18 protein-coding genes, 2 tRNA genes and 5 pseudogenes are annotated in these 23,441 nt (G+C 63.2%); 15 read left to right on the top strand and 10 right to left on the bottom strand.

Annotated elements, in window-relative coordinates; translation table 11 throughout:
• Positions 1-165 precede the first annotated feature (165 nt).
• From ACZI8Q_RS06730 to ACZI8Q_RS06720, 3 genes and pseudogenes are all read right to left on the bottom strand, one after another.
• Positions 166-546 (bottom strand): annotated as a pseudogene (locus ACZI8Q_RS06730) (sacsin N-terminal ATP-binding-like domain-containing protein); the annotation flags it as partial.
• A 376-nt stretch (positions 547-922) separates the two neighbouring features.
• Entirely contained in the window at positions 923-1,963 is a 1,041-nt protein-coding gene (locus tag ACZI8Q_RS06725) for a DNA cytosine methyltransferase (protein WP_463372850.1), read from the bottom strand.
• A gap of 578 nt (positions 1,964-2,541) precedes the next feature.
• Positions 2,542-3,937 (bottom strand): annotated as a pseudogene (locus ACZI8Q_RS06720) (IS1380 family transposase).
• 133 nt (positions 3,938-4,070) lie between these two features.
• On the opposite strand from ACZI8Q_RS06720, the gene ACZI8Q_RS06715 reads away from it, so the two are divergent.
• From ACZI8Q_RS06715 to ACZI8Q_RS06695, 5 genes are all read left to right on the top strand, one after another.
• Complete coding sequence (locus ACZI8Q_RS06715) at positions 4,071-6,164, top strand: UvrD-helicase domain-containing protein (RefSeq protein WP_463372726.1); 2,094 nt, start codon at positions 4,071-4,073, stop codon at positions 6,162-6,164.
• 146 nt (positions 6,165-6,310) lie between these two features.
• On the top strand, positions 6,311-8,464 hold the full coding sequence (locus ACZI8Q_RS06710; protein WP_463372725.1) for a GmrSD restriction endonuclease domain-containing protein: 2,154 nt from the start codon (positions 6,311-6,313) through the stop codon (positions 8,462-8,464).
• A 111-nt stretch (positions 8,465-8,575) separates the two neighbouring features.
• Positions 8,576-8,917 carry a hypothetical protein gene (locus ACZI8Q_RS06705; RefSeq protein ID WP_463372724.1) on the top strand — a complete coding sequence of 114 codons (342 nt, stop codon included), beginning with the start codon at positions 8,576-8,578 and terminating at the stop codon, positions 8,915-8,917.
• A gap of 71 nt (positions 8,918-8,988) precedes the next feature.
• On the top strand, positions 8,989-9,294 hold the full coding sequence (locus ACZI8Q_RS06700) for a transposase (RefSeq protein ID WP_378580586.1): 306 nt from the start codon (positions 8,989-8,991) through the stop codon (positions 9,292-9,294).
• A gap of 155 nt (positions 9,295-9,449) precedes the next feature.
• Positions 9,450-9,770, top strand: a complete 321-nt coding sequence (locus ACZI8Q_RS06695; protein WP_463372723.1) for an IS3 family transposase — start codon at positions 9,450-9,452, stop codon at positions 9,768-9,770.
• On the opposite strand, the pseudogene ACZI8Q_RS06690 reads toward ACZI8Q_RS06695, so the two are convergent.
• Positions 9,739-10,469: pseudogene (locus tag ACZI8Q_RS06690) on the bottom strand (IS3 family transposase); the annotation flags it as partial. The gene ACZI8Q_RS06695 and the pseudogene ACZI8Q_RS06690 sit on opposite strands and share 32 nt — an antisense overlap.
• A gap of 115 nt (positions 10,470-10,584) precedes the next feature.
• Here ACZI8Q_RS06690 and ACZI8Q_RS06685 point away from each other — a divergent pair.
• The 6 genes and pseudogenes from ACZI8Q_RS06685 to ACZI8Q_RS06660 form a co-directional block, all read left to right on the top strand.
• The gene (locus ACZI8Q_RS06685; protein ID WP_463372722.1) at positions 10,585-10,902 is read left to right on the top strand and encodes a hypothetical protein; all 318 of its coding nucleotides are present in this window, start codon (positions 10,585-10,587) and stop codon (positions 10,900-10,902) included.
• Between the two features lie 94 nt (positions 10,903-10,996).
• Positions 10,997-11,194 carry an HNH endonuclease gene (locus ACZI8Q_RS06680; protein ID WP_463372849.1) on the top strand — a complete coding sequence of 66 codons (198 nt, stop codon included), beginning with the start codon at positions 10,997-10,999 and terminating at the stop codon, positions 11,192-11,194.
• Between the two features lie 36 nt (positions 11,195-11,230).
• Positions 11,231-11,686: pseudogene (locus ACZI8Q_RS06675) on the top strand (phage terminase small subunit).
• Between the two features lie 6 nt (positions 11,687-11,692).
• Positions 11,693-11,763, top strand: a tRNA-Gln gene (locus ACZI8Q_RS06670).
• A gap of 50 nt (positions 11,764-11,813) precedes the next feature.
• A tRNA-Trp gene (locus ACZI8Q_RS06665) sits at positions 11,814-11,885 on the top strand.
• A 30-nt stretch (positions 11,886-11,915) separates the two neighbouring features.
• Positions 11,916-12,653 (top strand): annotated as a pseudogene (locus ACZI8Q_RS06660) (M15 family metallopeptidase); the annotation flags it as partial.
• 102 nt (positions 12,654-12,755) lie between these two features.
• Here the strand turns inward: ACZI8Q_RS06660 and ACZI8Q_RS06655 are convergent.
• Positions 12,756-14,405 carry a nuclease-related domain-containing DEAD/DEAH box helicase gene (locus ACZI8Q_RS06655; protein ID WP_463372721.1) on the bottom strand — a complete coding sequence of 550 codons (1,650 nt, stop codon included), beginning with the start codon at positions 14,403-14,405 and terminating at the stop codon, positions 12,756-12,758.
• An 89-nt stretch (positions 14,406-14,494) separates the two neighbouring features.
• On the opposite strand from ACZI8Q_RS06655, the gene ACZI8Q_RS06650 reads away from it, so the two are divergent.
• Positions 14,495-14,824 (top strand): TraR/DksA family transcriptional regulator, encoded by a 330-nt coding sequence (locus tag ACZI8Q_RS06650; protein WP_463372720.1) that lies wholly within the window; start codon positions 14,495-14,497, stop codon positions 14,822-14,824.
• 9 nt (positions 14,825-14,833) lie between these two features.
• Here ACZI8Q_RS06650 and ACZI8Q_RS06645 read toward each other — a convergent pair whose 3' ends face one another.
• The 5 genes from ACZI8Q_RS06645 to ACZI8Q_RS06625 are packed head-to-tail and all read right to left on the bottom strand — an operon-like array spanning position 14,834 to position 18,340.
• Positions 14,834-15,751: a hypothetical protein gene (locus ACZI8Q_RS06645; RefSeq protein WP_463372719.1), complete on the bottom strand. Its 918-nt coding sequence runs from the start codon at positions 15,749-15,751 to the stop codon at positions 14,834-14,836.
• A 5-nt stretch (positions 15,752-15,756) separates the two neighbouring features.
• Positions 15,757-16,680, bottom strand: coding sequence for a hypothetical protein (locus ACZI8Q_RS06640; protein ID WP_463372718.1), 924 nt, complete (start codon positions 16,678-16,680; stop codon positions 15,757-15,759).
• 12 nt (positions 16,681-16,692) lie between these two features.
• Positions 16,693-17,532 carry a hypothetical protein gene (locus ACZI8Q_RS06635; protein WP_463372717.1) on the bottom strand — a complete coding sequence of 280 codons (840 nt, stop codon included), beginning with the start codon at positions 17,530-17,532 and terminating at the stop codon, positions 16,693-16,695.
• Entirely contained in the window at positions 17,532-17,891 is a 360-nt protein-coding gene (locus ACZI8Q_RS06630; protein ID WP_463372716.1) for a type VII secretion target, read from the bottom strand. The genes ACZI8Q_RS06635 and ACZI8Q_RS06630 overlap by 1 nt, the downstream gene beginning before the upstream one ends.
• Complete coding sequence (locus ACZI8Q_RS06625; RefSeq protein WP_463372715.1) at positions 17,888-18,340, bottom strand: YbaB/EbfC family nucleoid-associated protein; 453 nt, start codon at positions 18,338-18,340, stop codon at positions 17,888-17,890. The genes ACZI8Q_RS06630 and ACZI8Q_RS06625 overlap by 4 nt, the downstream gene beginning before the upstream one ends.
• 169 nt (positions 18,341-18,509) lie before the next feature.
• Between ACZI8Q_RS06625 and ACZI8Q_RS06620 the strand changes: the two genes are divergently transcribed.
• The 3 genes from ACZI8Q_RS06620 to ACZI8Q_RS06610 all read left to right on the top strand — a co-directional run bounded on the left by ACZI8Q_RS06620 (position 18,510) and on the right by ACZI8Q_RS06610 (position 23,435).
• Complete coding sequence (locus ACZI8Q_RS06620; protein ID WP_463372714.1) at positions 18,510-19,583, top strand: TY-Chap domain-containing protein; 1,074 nt, start codon at positions 18,510-18,512, stop codon at positions 19,581-19,583.
• A 202-nt stretch (positions 19,584-19,785) separates the two neighbouring features.
• Complete coding sequence (gene betT, locus ACZI8Q_RS06615; RefSeq protein WP_463372713.1) at positions 19,786-21,945, top strand: choline BCCT transporter BetT; 2,160 nt, start codon at positions 19,786-19,788, stop codon at positions 21,943-21,945.
• Positions 21,942-23,435 (top strand): aldehyde dehydrogenase family protein, encoded by a 1,494-nt coding sequence (locus ACZI8Q_RS06610; protein WP_463372712.1) that lies wholly within the window; start codon positions 21,942-21,944, stop codon positions 23,433-23,435. The genes betT and ACZI8Q_RS06610 overlap by 4 nt, the downstream gene beginning before the upstream one ends.
• Positions 23,436-23,441 lie beyond the last annotated feature (6 nt).

Raw genomic sequence — 23,441 nt, 5'->3', positions numbered from 1 at the left:
GATCGAATCGCTTCGGAACTCGGTTTGAGGATCAACCCGCCAAGCAAGACGCAACGCCGGCACATCACCCGACCTAAAATGATGGCCAAGCTCGGTCGACAAGTCCTCGACAGATTTCTGCCTACTGAACTCGAACGACACCGACTGACTGAAGATCTGCGGCCCGTCCGAAATTCCGCTGACTGACTTGAATCCCAGTCCGAACCGACCGATCTCGGAGCCCGTCTTGTTGGAAAGATGGGTGTAAAGGAGCGCACGAACACCCGACGCCTCGAACGGTCGACCCTCGTTCGCAACATACAGCGCATCAGGTGTGACGACTACCTGGATGCGTCCCTTCGAACCTTGAAGCGCGTCCGCCGCGTTCTGTACGAGCTCCTGGATCTGCTTCCGTCCATAACCGCCCTCGGCGATTCCGCGTTCCTTGCCGGCATCTTCCTGGACTCTGTTGGCGTCCTCCTTGTACACCTTTACGCATCGACTACGGAAGTCGTCGACCAACCCCTCCAATGCACGATCCGGAGTCGTCCACCCAATGCCTACCATCCCCATGCCTCCACACGACCACTCGACTTGTGTGGTCACTCACACGTGAACCACGCTTTTGCGACATTTCTACCAGCCACGTATGACAGTATTCGCACCCGCGGCATTCGAGTGTGAGGGCCCACATCACGAACAGAATTCCACATACACGGCGAACGCCTCGGGCAGGTAATAAATTGGCACCTCAACGCTGACCGACCCCTGGCGATTGAGCAGGTATGTTGGTCTCCAGCCGCACGATGACGCTGGTGAGTAGGCACGCGCGTCAGCCCCACGACTAATGGCGGTTACCCACAGCCATTGCTGTGATAGTGCGAGCAGACGGCGCAAACCGCGCCGGAGCCATGCTGTGTGGGACCGACCGAACACTCGACAGTCAGACAGTTGGTCGACGTACACCGGTCCGTGTGTCACGCCACGAGCAAGCAACTGCGGTATCGAGAAGATCAGGTTCTAACTCGATTCCGAGCGCAGCTGCCAATACATGCGCAGCGAGCCGCGGCGGGATCGCATTGCCGATCTGCTGCGCAATTCCACGTCCCGACCATGGGTAATCGGCGGGAAAGGTCTGCAGCCGACCGGCTTCTGAGTTCGAAAGTCGTGGGAGCTCAACCTGGTCGTACGTCACCACACGATTACGGGAGACCTTTCCAGTGATCGTCGCGGCCGGCTCTACAGAGGTTCGGCGGCCGCGTGCCCTGGGATCCCCGCCAGAGCCGTAATTCGAGATTACGACAAATGGCTCAGCCCGATCTAGGGTGTCACCCATCGTATTCCACGGCAGCAGCTCCGAGTCCCCTTCTGCTCTTCGGGCACCCTTCCGATATCCACGATGTGTCGGGCTTGGCAGCTGTGGCGCGAAGCCGCGGTTGGCGACAAGAATCGCCCGTCGTCGGGTCTGAGGAACGCCGAACTCCTCGGTCTTCAGAATCCCGCAATCCACCGAATAGCCGAGGCCTTCGAGGACCTCGGCGTATGCTTCCCAAACAGGCAATACGGCGGGCACCTGCTCAAGGACCACAGCGTCAAACGGAAGCGCTTGTCGTTCTGCCTCCAACACCCAACGAAGCGGCTGCAAGACTAGTCCCGTGCGTTCGTCGTCCAGGGCCTCGACACTTGCGGCCACATCGTCGCCGACCGCCATACGCTTGACGAACGACAGCACTTCGTCGAGCGCTCGTCTGCCGACGCCCAAACCGGCAAGAGTATAGGTCTGGCACGGGGGGCCGCCCGCGAGGACAGTGGCATCGGGGTAGTCCGCAGGAGTCACACTCCGAACATCACAGTGCTCGGTGCCAAGTCCGGCCGCCCGACGCGTCGCGCAGGCATCGTCATCCCACTCGACCCCGTGCACCGCGATTCCAAGCCAGTGTGCCGCTACATCGAGTCCACCGGGACCCGCGAATAGGTCCACCATGCGGTAGTGCGCCCTGTTACGGGATGTCGAGGGAGCGGCGACCATGCGTGGAGTTTATGGGGTGCCACCGACCGCAGACTCCAATGGGTCGACGATTCTCCTGGTACCGACGTGCTAATGCAGTAGGACTGCCGGCGAGACCACACACCCTTGTAACCCGAAGCCAGGTGGCGAGACAGGCCACTGCCCATACCCCGAACCCGCCAAGCCCGATTCAAAGTGCGTTGATCCTTTTCCCATGCTGACCGGAATGGATCAACAGCCATAGGACTGAGGAATCCGAGGCGCGGCATCGTCGATGAATCTGTCGTTGCGTGAAGGATGACTTTTCGATGTGAAATCATGCAGACCGAGTCGGACATAACTCGCACACCGCCCGGCGGGATCACCCGAAGGACCGGCCTGACCTCGATCTTTCGTGAGTTCCGCGTGCTGGCCTGAGCGGGTTCGGATTGGGTGTCTGAACCGGTGAATCGGCGTTCGGCCGTGGGGGTGCGCCCGACGCGGTCGGGTGGCGTCGGGGTCCACGGCCCCGAATCTGGTGATCCTTTCGTCTCAGTCGAGCTGGTTTGTGCAGGTCAGGCCGGTGTCGGTAGCGTGGCGAGGCGCACGAGTCCGGCGGTGAGCAGGTCGACGTGTGGTGCGTGGGCGGACAGTCTCAGGTGGACGCGGCGGGCGTGCCGGACCACCCGTGCGGCGACCTGGAAGATCCGCAGACGCAAGCGTTTGGGTTCCCAGCGGCGGGCCGGGTCGGCTCCGAAGGCGAGCATTTGTGTCCGTGCCGTGAGCTCGCAGGCCAGTTGCACGATCGCCAGCCAGATCCGGTTCTGGTCGAACCCGTGCAACGGAAGATTCTGCAGACCAGTGCTTTTGGTGGTGCGAATGCGGTCCTCGCAACGCGCCCGGCGGCGGTGCCGCAACTCGAGATCCGGCAGCTGACCGCGGGAGGTGTTGGCGGGCGAACGCGGTCAACCGCAGCCCGTCGGTGTCGGTGAACCGCAACTGCGCACCGGGATGCGGTCGTTCCTTCCGGACGATCACCCGCATTCCCTTCGGCCAGCTGGCGAGGTCGAGCAGGTCGGTCAGTTCGGCGACCCAGGCGCCGTCGCGGACCCGCCCGTCGGCGTCGTAGGCCGGAGTCCACACATCCTCAGGAATCAGTGCGAGTTTTTCGACCATGGTGTCGGTGAGTCCGAACCCGATCGAATACCCCAACTGGCGTGCGGTCAGGTACTCGATCAGTGCGTGGGTGCCGCCGGCACCGTCGGTGCGGATCAGAACCTTGCGTCCGACCCGATAGCCCGGATCAGCCGGCAACTGCGCCAACGCATCCTTGACGACCGTGACATGGTCGGCGGCGGTATTCGACCCGGCATTGCCCGCCCGCAGCAGCATCGCCACCGGTTCACCGGTGCCGTGCTCACCGTGATCGACGAACGCACACAACGGGTGGAAACCGAAGCCACGCTTGTAGGTTGGTGCAGCGTTCTCCTTCTCGGAGTGGGCGGTCACCAGGGTGGCATCGAGGTCGATGATCAGCGGGTTCTTCGCATCGGTGTCGTGGTCGGGGGCGTGTTCACCGGCCGCCGCCCACCCATGCGCCCGGGCGGCGGCGCGGGCGGTGTTGATCGCCGACAGTGCTGCCGGCGCGTCCGCGGCGAGAGCGGTGACCAGTCGGGAGACGGTCGGGTCGGACGCCACGCTGCCGAAGACTTCCCGGTGAGCCCGCAACTGGGCGATGTCGGCGAGGCAATCGCCACCGAGGGCAAGGGTCACCGCCAGGTCCAACACGATCTTGCCGGGGTCGTGGCTGGCCAGCGGCTTGCGCCACGGCCCGAGCGCGCTCGACAGTGCGGTGGTCAGCCCGGTTTTCTCCGCGGTGCGCAGCAACAGGGCGGTGCCGGCATGCGACATGACACCCGTTCCGGTGGTGTCGACGGACAGCGTCGGGTACGGCGACGTAGACTTACTCACCTGAATGGTGCTCCTAGATCTTGGATTGATTCAACCTTCGCAAGTCGAATTATCCCAGGTCAGGGCACCATTCTTCGTTCACGACACGGAATTCCGCTCAATCAGCGTGAAAGCGCGAGGCTGAGGAGAATCATTGGCAACACTCGCGATCGACAGGGACTTCCTCCTCGATCTCGGCAAACTCGACAAACCCGTGCAGGAACGGGTCTCGGAGGTGTTCGACAAGTTCGAGTCCGCAACACACTCCGGCCTGCACCTCGAGAAGATCCAGAACGCACGAAGCGATCGCTACCGTTCCATCCGGATCAACCAGTTCTGGCGTGGCATCGTCATGGCCCCAGAGGCCGGCGATACTTACACACTCCTGAAAGTGCTCCCCCACGACGACGCCTACGAATGGGCGAAGCGGCGTTCCGTCTCTGTGAACCGTGCCACCGGTGGCATCGAGATCCGTGACCAGGCCGCTCTCGACGAAACCCTGCATACGCTCACAGCCACTCCCACACCTTCGGCGCCGGAACCCCTATTCACCAACGTCGACGACAACGACCTCACACGCCTGGGGATCGATGAGAAGACGCTGGCCTTCGCTCGGGTCCTCACCGACACCGCCCAACTCGAAGCCGCACAGTCTTTCCTGCCCGCAATCCAATGGGAGGTTCTGTACGGGTTGGCGGCGGGAATGTCCCCGGAGCAGGTGTGGTCGGACCTGGGCGCAGCAATTCTCGACGATCCAGTGGACACCAATGACATCGACGCCGCGATCCGCCGCAGCCGCGACCGCGTCGTACTCGTGGACGGTCCCAACGAGTTGATGGCAGTATTCGCGAACCCGTTCGCCCTCTGGCGGATCTACCTCCATCCCGCACAGCAGTCCGTGGTCGATGCCAGCCACCGGGGTCCCGCCCGTGTCACCGGCGGGCCCGGTACGGGCAAAACGGTGGTCGCATTGCACCGGGCCCGGCAACTCGCCGAACGAGCGGACGGCAAGGTATTGGTCACGACGTTCACGTCAACTCTCGCCGATTCGTTGCAGACCGGCATGACACTGCTCGTCGAAGACTCGTCGGTCATGTCGCGGATCGTGGTGCAACACGTCGACCGGATCGCCCACCGAGTCTTCCGCGAGGAGCACGGCGCACCACGACTGTTGACCAACAGCAATGAAAAGCAGATGTGGCGCGGCATCATCGATTCGCTCGGGTTGCCGTTCACCGCGACCTTCCTCGCCGATGAATGGCGCCAAGTCGTTCTCGCCCAGCGCGTGACCACAGCCGCCGACTACCTCGCCGCCAAACGTACCGGCCGCGGACGCCGACTCGGAGCGAACCAAAAGGCCCAGGTGTGGCAGGCAATCTGGGAGTTCGAGTCTGCCTTGACGACGCAAGACGCCTGGACCCACGAGACCGTCCGACGTGAGGCCACTCGGCTGCTCGAAGAGCGCACCGAGAAGCCATATCGTCATATCGTCGTCGACGAGGCACAGGACCTGAGCCCCGACCAATGGCGACTACTGCGGGCCGCAGTCCAGGAGGGGCCGAACGACATGTTCCTCGCGGGCGACACGCATCAACGCATCTACAACAATCATGTGAGTCTGCGTGAAGTCGGAATCAACGTGACGGGTAGATCCAGCAGACTGTCGATCAACTACCGCACCACTGCCGAAATTCTGCGATGGGGTCTGGGCGTCATTCGAGGAGAGCAGATCGACGACATGGACGGTGGCCTCGACTCGATCTCCGGGTGCCGCTCCGATATCCACGGCGACGCTCCTACGACGAAAGGGTTCGCCACCCGAGACAATGAGTTCACCTTTGTCGCAGAGTCGGTGAAAACGTGGATCGATGCCGGAATCGCGCCGAGCGAGATCGGTATCGCAACTCGAGCCAAGAAGCACGGAGAGAAAGTGGAGGCGAGCCTGCGCGCACTAGGTGTGCCGACTCGACCGCTCGCAACCGAAGCCGGTGCCAGCGACGCCGTCTCGATCGGCACCATGCACCGCATGAAGGGACTGGAATTCCGGTGCTTGGTCGTCGCTGCAGTCTCCGACAAAGCGGTGCCCGAACCCAGTGCCGTCACGGCTACCGACGAGGACCAACAGACCCACGACCGAGACCTGCAGCGCGAGCGTTGTCTGCTGTTCGTCGCATGCACCCGAGCACGAGAACAGCTGCTCGTCACCTGGCACGGCGCTCCAAGCCCCTTTCTCGTCCCCCTCGTCTGATAGAACACCAAGCACACCGTAATTCGCCCGGAAGGTCCGCAATGCCCAAGTTGTCCACGCTGCTCGACGAGATCGATTCGGGAACCGTGCTGCTCCCCGAATTCCAGCGCGGCTAAGTGTGGAACCGCGACCAGGTCCGAGGGCTGATGCGATCGCTGTATCTTGGCTACCCCGTCGGCGGACTGCTGATGTGGGAGACCAGCTCTGACGGCATTTCGGTGCGTGGCTCCACCAACTCTGCAGGCGTCCGCCAACTACTGCTCGACGGACAGCAGCGCGTCACCTCCATGTACGGGGTGGTACGAGGCACGCCTCCGCCCTTCTTCGAAGGCGATGCGAGTGCGTTCACCGGTCTGTATTTCAACGTCGAGTCCGAGGTGTTCGAGTTCTACGGTCCGACCAAAATGGCGGGCGACCCGACCTGGGTGAAGGTCACCGAGGTGTTCCAAAAGGGTGCGTTCGCATTCTTCTCTGCTCTCAAAGAGCTCCCTATGGAAGACACCGAGCGCTATATGCAGCGACTGAACCAACTCGCCATGATCAAGGAACGCGAATTCAATCAGGAGAAGATCACTGGCGCGGACAAAGCCGTCGACGAGGTCGTGGACATTTTCAACAAGGTCAACTCCGGTGGCACCAAGCTCTCCAAGGGCGATCTCGCGTTGGCGAAGTTGTGTGCCCAGTGGCCCGAGGCGCGGCAAGAAATGCGCGACAACCTCCTCCACTGGGAGAAGTCGGGCTTCGCCTTCAGTCTCGACTGGTTGCTGCGCAATGCCACCGCGGTGGCGACTGGTCGGGCGCTGTTCTCCGCACTGGACAAAGTCTCGGCCAACGAGTTCGAGCAAGCGCTGGCAGCGTCTACCCATCACGTCGGAACGTTCCTCGACGCAGCCTCCGGTCGCCTCGGGCTCGATCACGACCGGGTATTGATGGGCCGATATGCAGTTCCCGTTGTGTCGTACCTTCTCGCTCAGAACGGTGGCCAGTTCGCCGACAGTCGAGAACGCGACAAGGTCCTGTATTGGTACGTCCACTCCGCTTTGTGGGGACGGTTCAGCGGGTCTACCGAGACCTATCTGCAGCAGGACTACGAGACTGTCAATCGTGGCGGGGTCGACGGCCTGATCGCTGCGCTCGAGCGTATTCGTGGCGGCAAACTCGAGGTCCGCGCCGCCGATTTCGAGGGCTCGACGAGGGGTTCCCGTTTCTACCCGCTGCTCTACCTACTCACCCGCGTACGCGGCGCGCGTGACTTCGGCAGTGGGCTAGAACTCAAGGCCGAGCTCCTCGGCAAACTGTCATCATTGCAGGTCCACCACATATTCCCGAAGGCACAACTGCGAGACAAATTCGACCGGGGCGAGGTGAACGCCCTCGCAAACTTCTGCTTCCTCACCCAGAACACGAACTTACAGATCGGCAAGCGTCTCCCAGAGGAGTACCTGGCCGAGGTCGAGGCAAACCACCCCGGAGTCCTCGCCTCCCAGTGGATCCCCACTGATCCCGACCTGTGGAAGGTCGACCGATACCTCGATTTTCTGGAGGCGCGCCGAGAGCTGCTCGCCGATGCAGCACAGTCCTTCCTCGACGGACTCCGGGAGGGCGCAGAGACCACCGTCGGTGCCGAGCTGCAACCGGTGACGGTCATCGCAGAAGAGGCCGACGATCCCCGCGCCGTTCAGATTCGTGAGTTGATCGGCGAGCTTGGGCGCCTGGGCTATGCCGAGCCGCTCACCGACGCCGAGATCGCCGATCCGGTGAGCGGACGCGAACTCGCCATCGCGGAAGCATTCTGGCCGGGTGGTCTGCAGGTGGGTCAAGGGAATCCAGTTGTGCTCGAACTCGATTCCGAGGACGCCGACCTCCCTCGGCTCGAGGAACTCGGCTACGAGGTGTTCACCTCGGTTGACGCACTGCTCGGTTACGTGGCTCGCCGCAGCGACGAAGCCTCCGGCACCGAACCTTCGGTATCCGTTGTCGACGAGCCTGCCGACGAGAACGCGCTCGTGTCCGAGTTGGGTCGACAGTTGCTCGACGGATACGAACGGGCACGACGCGAAGCCCGGTACAACGCCACGTACTTCCGCAGCATGCTCGCCGATATCGGACCGCTAGCCACCGCAAAGAAGCTGCTCGCCTCCCCCACCGTCTCGGATGGGTTCGCGGACCTGTGGGAGCGGGGACGCCTCGACCTCACAGTGGAAGCGCAAGTGCTCGACCCTCGGTTCGCGTCCTTGTTCAGCGATGAAGAGCTCGAAGCTGCACGTCGCCGTCTCCAACAGTTCGATTACACAGGGTGATGCCCCGCGCCGACAAATGGGCTTCGTCCACGCTCAATCGTCGGGATGGTGTGCTAGAAGTTGTCACGAATCCACGCGGCCGTCTGCCGCGCCGGGACCTCGGGAGGGAACATGCGGGTCATCTTCTTACACGGAATCGGTGATGGCGATCCCGAGATGGAGTGGCTTGACGGGTTGAACAACGGGCTCCATCAGCTCGGATTCGACCCTGTCGACCAGAAGGACGTCATCGCGCCTCGGTATCACGCCGAACTCGTAACCGATGGCATCGCTGCGAAGGTCCCACCCCTCACTTACGCCAGCAAGAACGAAGCTCCGGCCAGGCGCGACTTCGAACGACGTCAAGCCGACGTTGCACGCAAGTTGTCAGCCGACCCGACCGTGCGAACATTCGGGTACCACCTGATACCCGAATCCCTCGGGAATACTCTCCAGGCATTCAGCATCGACTGAGGCCCCCCCCCCCCCCCGGGTGGTGGACACCGACATAGCGGGATCGAAGGTTCCGCTGGAAGGATGTCCTCATGTCTCGCAAGCGCAGGTCGTTCACGACCGAGTACAAGGTCGAGGCCGCCCACCGGGTGATCGATTCCGGCCGCACCATCGCCGAGGTCGCCCGCGAAGTGGGCGTCAACGAGGCCCTGCTGGGCCGGTGGACGGCGGAGGAGCGCCGTCGTATCGAAGCCGCGGCAGTCAGCGGTGAGGAACCGTTGACCGCCGCCGAACGCACTGAGTTGGCGCGCCTGCGCAAGCAGGTCTCCGAGCAGGAGAAAGACATCGCGTTCCTGAAAAAAGCGTCGGCGTACTTTGCGGCGAATCAACAAAAGTAGAACGCTACTTGTTGATGGCCGCCGAGTACGCGACCTACCCAGTCCAGCGGATGGCTCGGCTGCTCGAGGTGTCGACGTCCGGTTACTACAAGCACTGAAACCATTCGACAACAACGCGACTGGCGGAACGTGCGCAACGCAGAGCTGATCTGGAAGTGAAGATCATCGACATCCACAAGGAGTCCAACGGGGTCTACGGGGCGCCTCGGATCACCGCCGAACTACGCGCTCGCGGCGAGATCATCACCGAGAAGACGGTCGCGAAGATCATGCGCTCACTCGGTGTCGTCGGGATGCCCCCAAGCACTGCGTGCAGGGAGGTACCCCCGCCCGCGCACCTTCAAAGTGCGGACCACTGTGATCGATCCGTTCGCCTCGTTCCCCGACGATCTGGTGCGTCGACTGTTCGATCAGGGCCGACTCGACCCGGCCTGGACCTCGGACTACCCACAACGTGTTCGGAGCAGCAGGGTTGAATCTGCGTTGCACCAGATCGTCCGCCCGCTGGCCTTGCGGATCGGCGATGGTGGTGCGCTTCTTGCTGCCTCGCCGTGCCCCTTCGAGCCCGAGAGTGTTCATCAGTCGTTCGACTGTGCAGCGGGCCACGTCGATACCCTCCCGTCGCATCTGCAACCAGACTTTACGGGCGCCGTAGACCGAGTAGTTCTCGGCGTGGACACGGCTGATCTCGGTTTTGAGGTGCACGTCCCGCACGGCCCGTTTCGATGGCACCCGGTTGCGGGCCTCGTAGTAGGTGGACGGCGCGATCGGGCAACCGTGCTCGGTGAGCACCCTGCAGATCGGCTCGACGCCGTACTCCTGTTTGTTCTTCTCGATGTAGTCGACGATCACTTGTTGTTGCGACCTCGCTCCGCCGCGAAGAAAACCGATGCCGACTTCAGAATGTCGTTGGCACGTTTGAGTTCTCGGTTCTCAGCGCGGAGCTTGCGCATCTCCGCCGCCATCTCGGTAGTCACACCCGGACGCTCACCGGCATCGGTCTGCATCCTGCGGATCCAGTTGTGCAGCGTCTGCGCCGTGCCGATCCCGAGCTTGGCCGCAACCGACTCGATCGCCGCCCACTCCGAGACGTGTTCGTGCCGGACTTCGGCAACCATCCGCACCGCCCGCTCACGCAGCTCGGGTGGGTACCTCTTTCGCGATCCTGACGACATGACTCCATCCTTCCCAAAGAACGAAGTCTCCGGACACACCGGAGTGATTCAACGAGTGGAACAAGGCCCAAAAGCATTACTACAATGAAGGCCTGAAGTGGGCTAGGAGGCCGGATTGATCACGTTCGCAGAGGCACGAGCACTGGCTGTTGCAGCCGCCGAGGTCGGATACCCCCCGGAGTGCGACTTCACATCCGACCCTGTCGGGTGGGAAAACGACACGGACTACCAGGTCGAAGTGGGGCCGTACGTGCAGTTGTATCCGTATTACCGAGACGGAACTCCCCGAGACTTGGCGGCTCGCAAGCTGATGTACTTCGACACCCCTCGCGTCTCGGTGTCCAAGTCGACCGGCGAGGTAACACTGCATTACCCGGACGGATCGCCAGGTCTGTTCTGGATTCCAAACAGAGTGGAAGTGGTCGACGAGTGAGTTGGGGCGGGTCCACCCGCCGGCAACGACTACCAAGGGACTGGAGCTGAACTAGAGGCTCCCGGTCCCTTCTCGTGACGGATGGGTATGTCAGATTCAAGGCCCCGGCTGCCGAGGCACCGCCTCGGACGTCGACCACATCCGGCGGGGTGACGATCACACCAGGGAGAACCTGCGTGCGGTGTGCTCGACCTGCCACAACAAGAAATCATCAGCCGAAGGCAACACTGCCAAGGCGAAGTACAAGACCCAGAGGAGGCGTCCCACTGCCCGACATCCTGGGCTCCGATAAGCAGACCAGGTGGATGCTCCACCCAGGAGGTGACCAGTGGGTACGAGAGGCCCAATCGGTAAGCGCGACGACAAGCGCGTCCGCACGAACAAGCCGGAAGATCCGACCGCAACGATCACAGCGATCGGCACGGTAGAGATCCCAGAACTCGGCGACATGAGGCACAACGGCGAGACGTATTCGCTGATCGTGGACATTTACGAGTCGATCAAGCAGTAAGCAGCGGTGCAGTTCTACGAACCGACAGACTGGCAGTTCGCCAGGCTGATGCTGTACACGCTCAACCAGGAGCTGATCTCAGAGCAGGTCAACGGCAAGCCGGTGGGCGCGATGAAGCTGACCGCGATCAATCAGATGATGTCGGCGCTCCTGCTCACCGAGGGCGACCGCCGGCGAGCCCGCGTCGAAATCGAACGGGCACCCGGAGAAGCCAGCGAAGGCAACGTACTCCAGGTAGCCGACATGGTCGCCCAGCGCCTCGGCATGGGCTGACAACTTTTCCCAATCGTCCAACGGCAGGACGCCAGACTCTGAACCTGGAAATCGCGGTTCGAATCCATGTCGGGAAGCGACGGGAGGTGCGGTTCCCTACCCCACAGGGAATCCCCTCCCGCTCCAAGGGTCAGTAGCTCAGCGGTAGAGCAACCGTCTCCAAAGCCGTGAGTCGGTGGTTCGAATCCATCCTGACCTGCTCCTTGAAACCCCCTACGAAAGGAGGCACATGGCGCTACGCACAGAAAACAACTGGTACCAGGCAGGTGTCGGCGACTGCTTGTGGACCAAGATCCCAGGTGCCAATCACGTCACCCTGCAGATTCAGAAGGGCTGGCCGCTCGCGATCCTGCGAGCATGGGCCGCTGACTTCCACGCGTACGTCGAACCACTCCGAGATCACGATTCCGCGTGCTGGAGGCCGACCAACTCGGTCGCGACGTCCAACCACCTCAGCGGCACCGCGATGGATCTCAACTGGCAGCTCCAGCCGTTCAAGGTGGCCGATGCCGGCTTCTCCCCAGAGAAGATCGCCACGCTCCGCGAGATGCTCGCGTTCTACGAAAACACGGTCTTCTGGGCCAACGACTGGACGTATCCCAAGGATGCGATGCACTTCCAGATGGGCTACGAGACGTACAACAACCCGCACACCGGGGACTTCATCAAACGGAAGATCCGCCCGGACGGGTTCTCGACGTTCCGACGAGGCACCACACCCGCTGCAGCCGACCCGGCCAAGGTGCTGTCCGAGGCCACCGGGTTGAACATAGCGCGTGCAGCGGAGATCCTCCCTGCAGTGCAGGCGGGCCTCAAACAGTCCGACGCTGTCAACGTCAACAGGATCACGATGTGGCTGGCACGGGTCGGCCACGAGTCGGCCTCGTTCGTGTACACGGAAGAGATCGCCTCGGGCGATGCGTACGACACCCGCACCGACCTCGGGAACACCCCGCAGGTCGACGGGGATGGCCGGCTGCTCAACCACGACACCGGCCCGCATGACGGACACATCGGGCGCCAAGACCTCTGCAACCGTCCGAGGCGAACAACTGGACCGACACCACCCTCACAGCCCTAGCCGCCTCACCATCTCCCCTCCCCCAACGTGTCGGATGAACTCCGGATCCCCACACACGACGAGTTGATCGCGGGCCCGTGAAAGTCCCACATACAGTCGCTCTCGTGAACGTTCCTGCGGCTCACGTTCGTTGACGGCCAACACCACTGCCCGACGCTCGAGACCCTTGAACCCGAGGACGTGCCCGTAGAACACCTGCTCGGTGTCCCAGAAGCTGTCCCAGTAGGCAGCGTTGCCTTCGGCCTGCCGTTCCACCTGCTCGGGATGCCGGCTTCCCGTCGCCAACAGGGCGAGGTCTTCCGGGCGCCAACCGTGGTCCATCAACGCGTCCACCTGGTCATCCGCGACCGACAGTGCATTCTCCGACGCACACTCCACGAAATGCACCTCCGGGCCGTCCCCGCCCAGCAGCCGCATCCGCTGCCCCACCAACGGCGTGAACGTCTCCGCGATCTGACGGGTGTTGCGCAGATTGTGGTCCAGCACCAGCGGCACCAACTGCACCGGCGGCACGCCCTGCCGGTCGAACACCCGCTGACCTTCGTCGCTGAACACGAAGATCCCGCCGTCCTCCTCGTCACGCAGCGACGCCAGCAACGGCTCCCACCAGCCGTCCGCGAAATCCTGCGCCTCGTCCACCACCACGGCGTCGAACCGCTGTTTCATGGGCAACTCGGCTGCCAACTCCGCCATCCGGTGAGGCAAATCCTCCTCCCAGAACCGCACGGTTTCGGCAGTTCGCAGGCTCTCGTCCGGCCCCTCCGGCGCTCCCCACTTTCGCCCCAACCGGTGGAACTCACCCACATAGTCCGGCCGCTCCTTCCGATTCCACCGGGCGGTCAGGCGATTCAAATACGACGCCAGTCCGTGCGAATAGCACACCAGCGCAACCCGCTTACCCGACTTCGTCAGCCGCCGGGCCTGTTCCAGCGCCAGGTAGGTCTTGCCGCTACCGGCGCCGCCGCGCACCTCCACCCGGTTCAGTAATTGAATCGCGCCGAGGATCGCCGCCTGCTGGGCGGTGAGCGCATCCGCAGCGTCCTCGTTCGCGATGGCCCGCGCCACGACGTCCTTCTGCGGCAGCCCTCTCCCGTTCAGCGCCTCGATGAGCTGGTCGACACCGTCCTCCGTCAACGCAGGGCGATCCAGTTCCTGCGCCGCCAGCACGTGCTGCACACGCGGCACCAGTTGGGCGAGATCGTCGCGATCCATCACCTTCCAGCGCGGACAATCCGGGACGGCGAAGTCCTGGGAGATCTCGCTGTTCGGAAACACCACCACGTGGTCCCACCGCAGCCGCCCCTGCGTCCACGCCGAGTCCCGCTCCACAAAACTCCGGATCGCATAACAGGCGTCCCGCGCCTGCCGCACCGGATAGATCGCGTTGTCCCCCGAACGCTGCGCCTGATGCCAGGCACCGTTCTCGTGCCAGATCAGGCCCGCCTTCACCTCGAGGCACACGATGCCGTACCCCACCATCGCCACCAGGAAGTCGATCTCGTGGTCCTTCTTGTGATCGGTGACCCGCAAGTTCGCCACCACCAGATCGTTCTCACCGAGCTGGCCGACCAACGCCTCCCACACATCACGCTCCGCCTGATTGGCGGTACGAGGGTTCTCGGGGATGCGTAGTGCCATGCCCTCAGCATCGCTGACCACACGGCCTGGGTTACACAGAATCGCCAGACCAGAATGGTTATCGCCGCGGTGTGCGGTGTACTGAGATCATGACCCATCGATCCCGCATCACCGACGCGCGCGAGCACGCAGAACGGCGCATCGTGTCCCTCACCGAACGGTTCGAAGCCATCGTCGCAGGATCGGAATTCACCACCGATGACGACGAACACGACCCCGAAGGCTCCACCATCGCGTTCGAGCGTTCTCAGGTGCAGGCGCTGCTCGCCGACGAACGACACGAACTCGAAAATCTAGCCGCAGCCGAAGCGCGACTCGACGACGGAAGTTACGGCATCTGCACCCAGTGCGGACGCGGCATCGGTCCCGAACGTCTGGACGCCCTGCCCACCGCGACGAAGTGCATCGACTGCGCGTGAAGGAGCGGCCTACACGTACTCGGTGGGGCCGCGCTGCGATGCCCGCCGTACTCGTCGCCCGATCAGGTCGGCTACCGCACCTGCATTGTCGACCGGGACGATGAACTCTCCTGCTTGCGCCCTGATCCACACAGCCTCACCCGGAGACGCCCAGATCTGAGTACCGGACCGAAGAATCATCCACGGTGCCGAGAGTGCGTCCTGACCCAACATGATCGGCCGCCATTCGACAACATCACCGAGTGGAATCCGTGAGTACTGCCCCGTGTCGGGAAAATCGAGCTCGAGGCTACTTCTCGGGCTTCCGACGGCAAGCACAATCGCATCGGCCGAAACCGTCATGGACAGAATCTGTTCCAGGCTCTTGTACTTCGAATGCCCGACGTGGCCAGCCGGGTCACCCAGGTAGCGAAGTTCGAACGGGAAGTCGATGTCGACTTCGCCCCATTCACCAGTTCTCGGTGGGCGCAGCCTGTTCGAGGCTGAATAGGCAGCAACCATCGCCACCAACGGCACCACCAGCGCCGAGGTATATGCCACCCGAATCATCCAGGTGGGTGCGTCCCTGTCGACGCCAAACATCATCAATATCAAGGCACCGGCAGGCCCGACAACGACCTGCAACGTCGACGAGTAGAACGCACTACGACGCCACCGAACTGCACCGTCGATACCACTCCGGCTCACACCCCGTGCAATAGGAAGCGCAATGGCCGCCACCAGAGCCAACGGGACCCACGACCACGTTGCGGCTCCGTCGCCCAGCCAAATCGGTACGACCGCACCGACCGCCAACACCCCGAGGACAACCGGGCACCACACGAACGCGATCATCAGCCGAAGTCGTATAGAACTCCACTCCCGCGCCAACTCGGGCACGGTTGCCGAGTCGCGGACGCCGAGCCCAGTGACAGAAAACAGCGCCATCAATTTCACCTCATGTCACGCTGATGGCTTGGTTGTGCGCGCGCTGCGCGACGAACCCGTCGTCTGATCAAATCGGCGACCATTTCCGCGTTCTCCACCGGGATGACGAATTCTCCGCCCTGGCCTTGAATCCAAATCGCCTCCCCCGGCACCGCCCAAATCGGCGTACCGGATCGAAGGGTGATCCAAGGCTGCGACAACACTTCTTCGCCCAGCATCACCGATCGGCAATCGCGAATATCGCGGAGCGGGAAGTCCCTGTACGTGCCCTCGTCCGGGCCCGTGAGTGCACCCACATATCCAGGACTCGTTACCGACAGACCGATCGACTCAGTTGACACGGACATGATCAGCACCTGAATTCCTGCGCTACCTGTACCCATCGGCCGGCGCGCCGGCCTACCCGAGTACCGAACTCCGAAGTCGACCTCGAAACTGGTTTCCCCCCATGCCGAGATTCTTGGCGGTCGAATCGTGCGCATCGCAGAGAAGGCAAGGGCCGAACCAGTCAGAACTGCTGCCGCTGCGCCCAGAAATGCGGCACCCAGAATCCAGGTCAACCCCTTGTCGTCGCTGCTGGCAGCGACTACGGCAGTTGCACCGATCAGCCCGAACATGGCTTGCACAACCATCACCAGAAAAGACGTGGTCGGCCACCGGCCCGGGTTCATTGTGCCGTTTCGCCTGATCCACAGGGCTCCCACTGCCGCGATGGCCGCAGCGCCAACCGCCGGCACCCAGGACCACTCTGTCGCACCATTACCCGCCCAGACAGGAACGACGGCAACAGCCGACAGCATGACGACAATCGCGGGGCACCACACGAACGCAGCCATGAGCAGACGCCTCACTCGCGACCATGCCACCTGCACCTCGGGCACGGCAGCCGGCTCGTCGACTCCGGGTGGGTCGAGTGGAAGTAGGGACATCGAGTCAGACTCTCATTCTGCCTGTAGTTCTTGGTTCGCTCTGTACAGGCCGTCGAAGAGGTCGCGCAGCAGAACCATGAAGTTTTTGGCATCGAAGAGTTTGTCAGCCAAGTCGTCGAGGTGACGCCCCGCAGTCCGGACAACCTGAGCGATGCGTGCTACCGCGTCGGCGACAACCAAAGGTGTGCCCACACCTGCCGTAAAGAGAATCTTCGCAGTCCACGACACCAGGGCTCCAGCAATCATCGCCAGCAGATCTCGAATCGCGGTCCTGACACCACCGACGATCTCGGACATCCCGTCGGTCAGTTTCGCGATTCCGTGGGCAGCACCAGCAGCACCGCCGGTGATATCAGCAACGCGCGCCGCGTGTGCGCGGTAGGCATCGGAAGCAGCACCAGACCAGCCAGGAGTTCCGGAACTAACCGCCGCTGTCATGTCGCCATGGACGGCCATCAAGGCTTCCTCGACGTTGGTCCAGGACTGCGCATACGCCTTCACCATTGCCGGGTTTCCGGCAACACTGTCCAACGCCTCTCGCGCGGGTTCGATGTGGTCGAGCATCCACGTGATGCACTGCCCAGCAACGTAACCAATCGGATCCGAGGCCACCATCGCTATGTCGAGTCCCGCACCGAGCGCGCCGGAGGCGGCCGCCCCGAAATCACCCTCTGCGATTCCGTTCCCCAACTGCCACCCGGCCTCGAACGCGGTGATACCTGCTAGAGCGCCGGTACCGCCTTCGCCCGGCAGACCGAGGTTACTGTCATTGAGAAGGCCATCCTCGTAGTTGTTGCGCTTGTCGCTACCTTGCTCCACAAGGGGATTCGTCGTGACCGCATCAATACTCATCAGCGACCACCACCCTGACGCACCGCCGTCATAGCATCAACCTGTTCGAGGATGCCCTGGAGCGAGGCACTGAACGCTTCGTCGGCCTTTTCGTAGGCGTCACTGCACGACCCGAGCTTGTCGCTCATCGACTGCAACGCAGTGTGACTGGACCGAATAGCCTCCACACCCCTCTGCTGAGGTTCCTTCAGCATTGCCCCGAAAGACTGGCAGAAGACTCCGTACGCATCGTCGAGGGATGCGACGTGCGCCGCAGCATCTGCGGCCTGTCCGACGCGGGAGCCGATGTCGTCGACACACTTTGCATGCGAACGGATCTCCTCGACGTTGACCTCGAGGCTCTCACCGCCGGCCCTCATCGCCGGCCCTCGTCTGGACGCAGGAACGAACCGTTCTCGAAGTACTCGTCGTCACTTTGAGGTTCCCCGACAGGCTCGGCGTCCAGGTCCGGGAACCGCTGCGCATACTGGTCGGCAATATCTTTGCCCGCTTGGTCGTCACCGACCGTGTCCTGCACGAGACCGGTCACCTTCTGACTCAGTATCGCCTGCGCCTGACGCAGGCACGCCATCACCTCACTCGACAGCACGCTCGGCTCGACCCCTCGCGAGCTGCTCTCGAGTCGGATATCGGTAGGCACGCCATTGCCGTCGATGGTCACCGTCACGTGCCCGTCGCGGGACGTAAGGGTGACGTTTGTCGATGCCATCTGCGTGTGCAGGATCTGATACTTCTGCGCTTTCGCCTCGAGACCGGTTGCCCAGTCTTCGAGTTGCTGCGCCGCGCGCCGCGGATCCTGATCGAGCATGAATTCCCCCTCCGAATTTCGCTTCCTCCCAAACCCGCCCCGAGAGACCGAGACACGATAACACCGCGCAATACAGCATTCCTGTCGGTACCGGCCGCTATGTTGCAGTCACCACGCGAAGCAGCGGCCGGATCGGGGTTTCCGGCTCCATCACCATTGGGGGTACACCATGTCCGCCGAGGACGCATTCGAGTACGACCGCAGCGTCGACCGCGCCTGGGATCAGTTCCGAACGCTGTTGGCCGATCACGTCGCCGACATGCACGAGGGTGATCTGCTGACCGTCGACTCGACCTTCGAGACCGATGCCGCAGACGATCTGCCGCCACGGGGCGTGCAGTTCCTCGCCTGGGACTCAGACATGGTGCGTTGTGAGGTGCCGTCCAATCACTATCTAACGGGCCCTCGAGCACTCACCGACACCGACGAATTACACCTGGTCGACCTGGGCTGGAATCGTCCCACGTGCACCCCGGAAGACGATCTCAGCCTCGGATCACCCGCGTTCTGGGTGGACCTGCCTGTCTCGTGGGCGGACCGACTGGCCGTCATGAGTGTCGGCGTGTTCCGTGAGGTGTGGGGCGTTCCGCACCCCACGTTCCTGACGTACACCGCCCCATCCTTCGACGCAGACGACCTCGAGCTGCCGACGGTATGCCCGCCGTTGGAGTCACCGACACCCGACATGCGTGCCCCGATCGCCCCACGCGACGTCGCGCACCTGCAGGACTTGATCGAGCAGACCCTCGAAGACAACTTCGAGGCCTACTACTCCCGGGACGACGACGGCGACGTGGTGATGCACCTGGAATTCACCGACGCTCACTTCTGGGCGGACTCCCAGCAGCCCGGCATCCGCATCCATGTTCCGCTGGTACGCGACATCACCAACCGCACCCGTGCTGCAGAGATCGCAGCGGATCTGAACGGGCGCTGGCCGTACTTTCGGGCCACTGTCACTGGCGATCGCCTCGACGCCACCTGTGACCTGCCCGCAGATCCGTTCGTACCGCAGCATCTCAACGACGCCACCCAGTGGCTCATTCGAATCATCCTCGGCGCCGACAAGGACTTCCCACGAAGTCTCGGCGGTGCCTTTCCCAAGGAGACGAAGCAGCCGAGCAGTAGACGCCCGGCTGCCCCACCGGCCGACGTCGTCAAACGTCGGCTGCCGCCACCGCAACCGACATTGTTCGAGGCCGACGAGGAGCCGAACCTGTTCGACGATCTCCCCGATCAGTAAGGACCCGACCGGCAACGACACCTCGCTGTGTGAGTCCGCCCACGACGGATCGTGCCGCGTCGATGGCGAAACCCCACCCTCGTTAACACACCTTTGACCTGCACCATCTGGTGGGATGTCCAATTCTCCGGTACGGCCTCGCGATGCATTTGCGGTGATAGTGTCAATTGGCTGAAAGATCGATGATCGACCGAGGATGTGCATGGAACCGAAATCGAGAGAACCGAACACCACCCCAGAACAGAGCCTCGATGCCAAGCCCGCGCCCTCGGCTTCGGTCAATTGGCCGGTGTTCATCGGTTCGAGCGTCGGGATCATCGGAATCATCGTGTGGGCGTTCCTCGACCAGGACGGCGCCGACCGGGTGATCGGATCCGCGGTCACCTGGATCGCACGAGACCTCGGCTGGTTCTACATCCTCCTCGTCACCGTGGTGCTCGGGTTCGTCGTGTGGGCAGCGTTGTCCAGCGTCGGCAAGGTGAAACTCGGCCCGGATCACTCCAAACCGGTGTTCGGACTGTTCTCCTGGACGGCAATGCTCTTCGCTGCCGGCATCGGCATCGACCTCATGTTCTTCTCGGTCGCCGAACCGGTCACCCAATACTTGCAGCCCCCGGCCGGCGACGGCAGCAACACCGAGGCCGCCCGGCAGGCGCTGGTGTGGACCCTGTTCCATTACGGCATCATCGGCTGGGCACTGTACGCCCTGATGGGCATGGCGCTGGGATACTTCGCCTACCGGCACAACCTGCCACTGAGCATCCGATCCGCGCTGTACCCCGTATTCGGGAAGAAAGTGGACGGGCCGCTCGGCAACGCCGTGGACATCGCCGCCCTCCTCGGCGCGATATTCGGTCTCGCCACCAGTCTGGGCATCGGTGTCGCCCAGCTCAACGTGGGTCTGAGCGACCTCATCGGGATCCCCGAAGGGACGGCAGCGCAAGCCGGCCTGATCGCGATCGCCGTGATCATCGCCATGGCCTCGGCCGTATCCGGTGTCGACAAGGGTGTGCGCCGCCTGTCCGAACTCAACGTCATCCTCGCGATCGGGCTGATGCTGTTCATACTCATCGCCGGCTCCACGGCCTTCCTGATGGATGCCATGGTGCAGAACCTGGGCGACTTCGGCAGCCGCTTCCCCGAAATGACGCTGCACACCTTCGCCTACGACCGCCCCGACGAGTGGATGTCCGCGTGGACGCTGTTCTTCTGGGCCTGGTGGATCGCGTGGGCACCGTTCGTGGGTCTGTTCCTGGCCCGCATCTCCCGCGGGCGCACCATCCGCCAGTTCGTCGTCGGCACCTTGACCGTGCCGTTCCTGTTCATCCTGGTGTGGATCTCGATCTTCGGTAACAGCGCCATCGACGTGGTGCGCGGCGGCAACTCCGAATTCGGGGAGACCGCCGTCTCCTCCCCGGAACGCGCCTTCTACGCCCTGCTCGAGCAATACCCGGGGGCACCGGCGCTGGCCGTGATCGCCACCTTCACCGGACTGCTGTTCTACGTCACCAGCGCCGACTCCGGTGCGCTCGTCATGTCGCATTTCAGCTCCAAGATGAGCGACAACGAATCGGACGGCGCCACCTGGGTACGCATCTTCTGGGCGGTCGCCACCGGCCTGCTGACCCTGGCGATGCTGATGATCGGCGGTATCAGCACCCTGCAGAACGCCACCATCATCATGGGTCTGCCGTTCGCGGTGGTCATCGTGTTCCTCATGCTCGGCCTGTTCAAAGCCTTGCAAGTGGAACGGAACTGGGCGGATTCGCTGCGACGGTCGCTGCCGAACGCCCTGTCCAACCGCGCCTCGGGCGGCACCACCTTGCATTGGCGCCAACGCATCGAACGATCCGTGCGCTTCCCCAGCGCCCACGGCACAGACCGATACGCCACGACGGTGGTCGGGCCCGCGCTGCGCGAGGTCGCCGACGAACTGAGCAGCGCAGGTCGTGTCGCCACGGTGGGCGAGCAGCTCGTCGAATCCTGCGGCATCCACAGCTACCACCTCGATGTTCCGTTCGACGGCGAGCGCCCGTTCCACTATCAGGTGTATCCGACCGGGCATCACACCCCGAGCTACGGCCAAGGCGCACAGACAACCGAGGCCAAATTCTTCCGGCTCGAGGTGTTCTCCGCCGACGGCAGCAACGGTTTCGATGTGTTCGGCTTCACCAAGGAACAGCTCATCAGCAACATCCTCGACCACTACGAACGCCACCTCGAGTTCTTGCACCGCAGCAAGGATGCCGACTCCACCGCAGTGAACACCGCACCGACCATCGACTGGTCGCACGACTTCGAGGCCATCGGCGGCAACGGAAGCACCCCAGCCGGCAGCAACTCCGGAAAAGAGGAAGCATGACCGCACAAACCCTGTTCATCGACGGCACCTGGCACGCGGCCGCAGACGGCGGCACGCGCGACATCGAATGCCCTGCCGACCGGGAGAGAGTCGGCACGGTCAGTGAGGCCACCCGCGCTGACACCGAACGGGCGATCGCCGCAGCCCGGACGGCGTTCGACGACGGACGCTGGTCCTTCGTCCCCGCCGCCGACCGTGGCGCCCTGCTGCTGAAGCTGGCCGACCAAGTGCGTGCACGCAAAGCCGAATTCGCCCGCGCCGAATCCCTCGACACCGGTAAGCGTCTCGTCGAATCCGAGATCGACATGGACGACATCATCGCCTGCTTCGAATACTTCGGCCGTGCTGCCGCACAGGACGCCGGCCGACTCGTCGACGCCGGCACGGACACCGTGGTCAGCCGCATCCAGTACGAGCCGGTGGGTGTGTGCGGGATGATCACCCCCTGGAACTACCCGCTGCTGCAAGCCGCCTGGAAGATCGGGCCCGCGCTGGCCGCGGGCTGCACATTCGTCCTGAAACCGGCCGAGCTCACCCCGCACACCGCGATCCTCGTCATGCAGGTACTCGACGAACTCGGTCTGCCGGCCGGGGTGGCGAACCTCGTCACCGGATCGGGTCCCGAGGCAGGCGCCCCCCTGTCCGAACACCCGGACGTCGACCTGGTGTCCTTCACCGGTGGACTCGTCACCGGCAAGGTGGTGGCCACAGCCGCCGCCGCGACCGTCAAGAAGGTGGCCCTCGAACTCGGTGGGAAGAACCCCAACGTCATCTTCGCCGACGCAGACTTCGACGCCGCCGTCGACAACGCCCTCAACGGTGCGTTCGTCCACTCCGGCCAGGTGTGTTCGGCGGGCGCCCGCATCGTGGTGCAGGACAGCATCGCCGACAAGTTCACCGACGCACTCGTGGCCCGCGCCGAGAAGATCCGCATCGGCGGCCCGTTCGACGACAACGCCGAGACCGGTCCCCTGATCTCCGCTGCACACCGCGACAAGGTGCACGCCTACGTCAAGGCGGGGGTCGCCGAAGGGGCCCGCCTTCGCACGGGCGGCGAGTTCGCCACCGGCACATCCGGCTCCACCGACCTGGACCAGGGCTACTACTACAAGCCGACGATCCTCGATCAGGTGCGTCAGGGCATGTCCGTCGTGATCGACGAGGCGTTCGGCCCCACCGTCACCATCGAAACCTTCACCGACGAGGACGACGCCGTCCGCATCGCCAACGACACCACCTACGGATTGGCCGGCGCGGTGTGGACCCAGGACGCAGGTAAGGCGCAACGGGTGGCGAACCGGCTGCGGCACGGAACCATCTGGATCAACGATTTCCACCCGTACCTTCCCCAGGCAGAATGGGGTGGGTACGGCCAGTCCGGCGTGGGCCGCGAGCTCGGCCCCACCGGCCTGGACGAATACCGCGAATCCAAGCACGTCTACCAGAACATCGCGCCCGCAGTCACCGGCTGGTTCAGCAACGACACGTAGGAGGAC

Source organism: Rhodococcus quanlei (assembly GCF_055231015.1).
The sequence above is the reverse complement of the archived record's forward strand: the minus strand, read 5'-3'. Positions and strand labels throughout refer to the sequence as shown.

Bases quoted from the DNA above. Each gene is read 5' to 3' on its own strand.
- ACZI8Q_RS06710 (WP_463372725.1), top strand. From the start codon at position 6,311: ATGCGATCGCTGTATCTTGGCTACCCCGTCGGCGGACTGCTGATGTGG.
- ACZI8Q_RS06725 (WP_463372850.1), bottom strand. From the start codon at position 1,963: ATGGTGGACCTATTCGCGGGTCCCGGTGGACTCGATGTAGCGGCACAC.
- betT (WP_463372713.1), top strand. From the start codon at position 19,786: ATGGAACCGAAATCGAGAGAACCGAACACCACCCCAGAACAGAGCCTC.
- ACZI8Q_RS06610 (WP_463372712.1), top strand. From the start codon at position 21,942: ATGACCGCACAAACCCTGTTCATCGACGGCACCTGGCACGCGGCCGCA.
- ACZI8Q_RS06620 (WP_463372714.1), top strand. From the start codon at position 18,510: ATGTCCGCCGAGGACGCATTCGAGTACGACCGCAGCGTCGACCGCGCC.
- ACZI8Q_RS06640 (WP_463372718.1), bottom strand. From the start codon at position 16,680: ATGTCCCTACTTCCACTCGACCCACCCGGAGTCGACGAGCCGGCTGCC.
- ACZI8Q_RS06650 (WP_463372720.1), top strand. From the start codon at position 14,495: ATGACCCATCGATCCCGCATCACCGACGCGCGCGAGCACGCAGAACGG.
- ACZI8Q_RS06635 (WP_463372717.1), bottom strand. From the start codon at position 17,532: ATGAGTATTGATGCGGTCACGACGAATCCCCTTGTGGAGCAAGGTAGC.
- ACZI8Q_RS06655 (WP_463372721.1), bottom strand. From the start codon at position 14,405: ATGGCACTACGCATCCCCGAGAACCCTCGTACCGCCAATCAGGCGGAG.
- ACZI8Q_RS06625 (WP_463372715.1), bottom strand. From the start codon at position 18,340: ATGCTCGATCAGGATCCGCGGCGCGCGGCGCAGCAACTCGAAGACTGG.
- ACZI8Q_RS06700 (WP_378580586.1), top strand. From the start codon at position 8,989: ATGTCTCGCAAGCGCAGGTCGTTCACGACCGAGTACAAGGTCGAGGCC.
- ACZI8Q_RS06705 (WP_463372724.1), top strand. From the start codon at position 8,576: ATGCGGGTCATCTTCTTACACGGAATCGGTGATGGCGATCCCGAGATG.
- ACZI8Q_RS06645 (WP_463372719.1), bottom strand. From the start codon at position 15,751: ATGGCGCTGTTTTCTGTCACTGGGCTCGGCGTCCGCGACTCGGCAACC.
- ACZI8Q_RS06630 (WP_463372716.1), bottom strand. From the start codon at position 17,891: ATGAGGGCCGGCGGTGAGAGCCTCGAGGTCAACGTCGAGGAGATCCGT.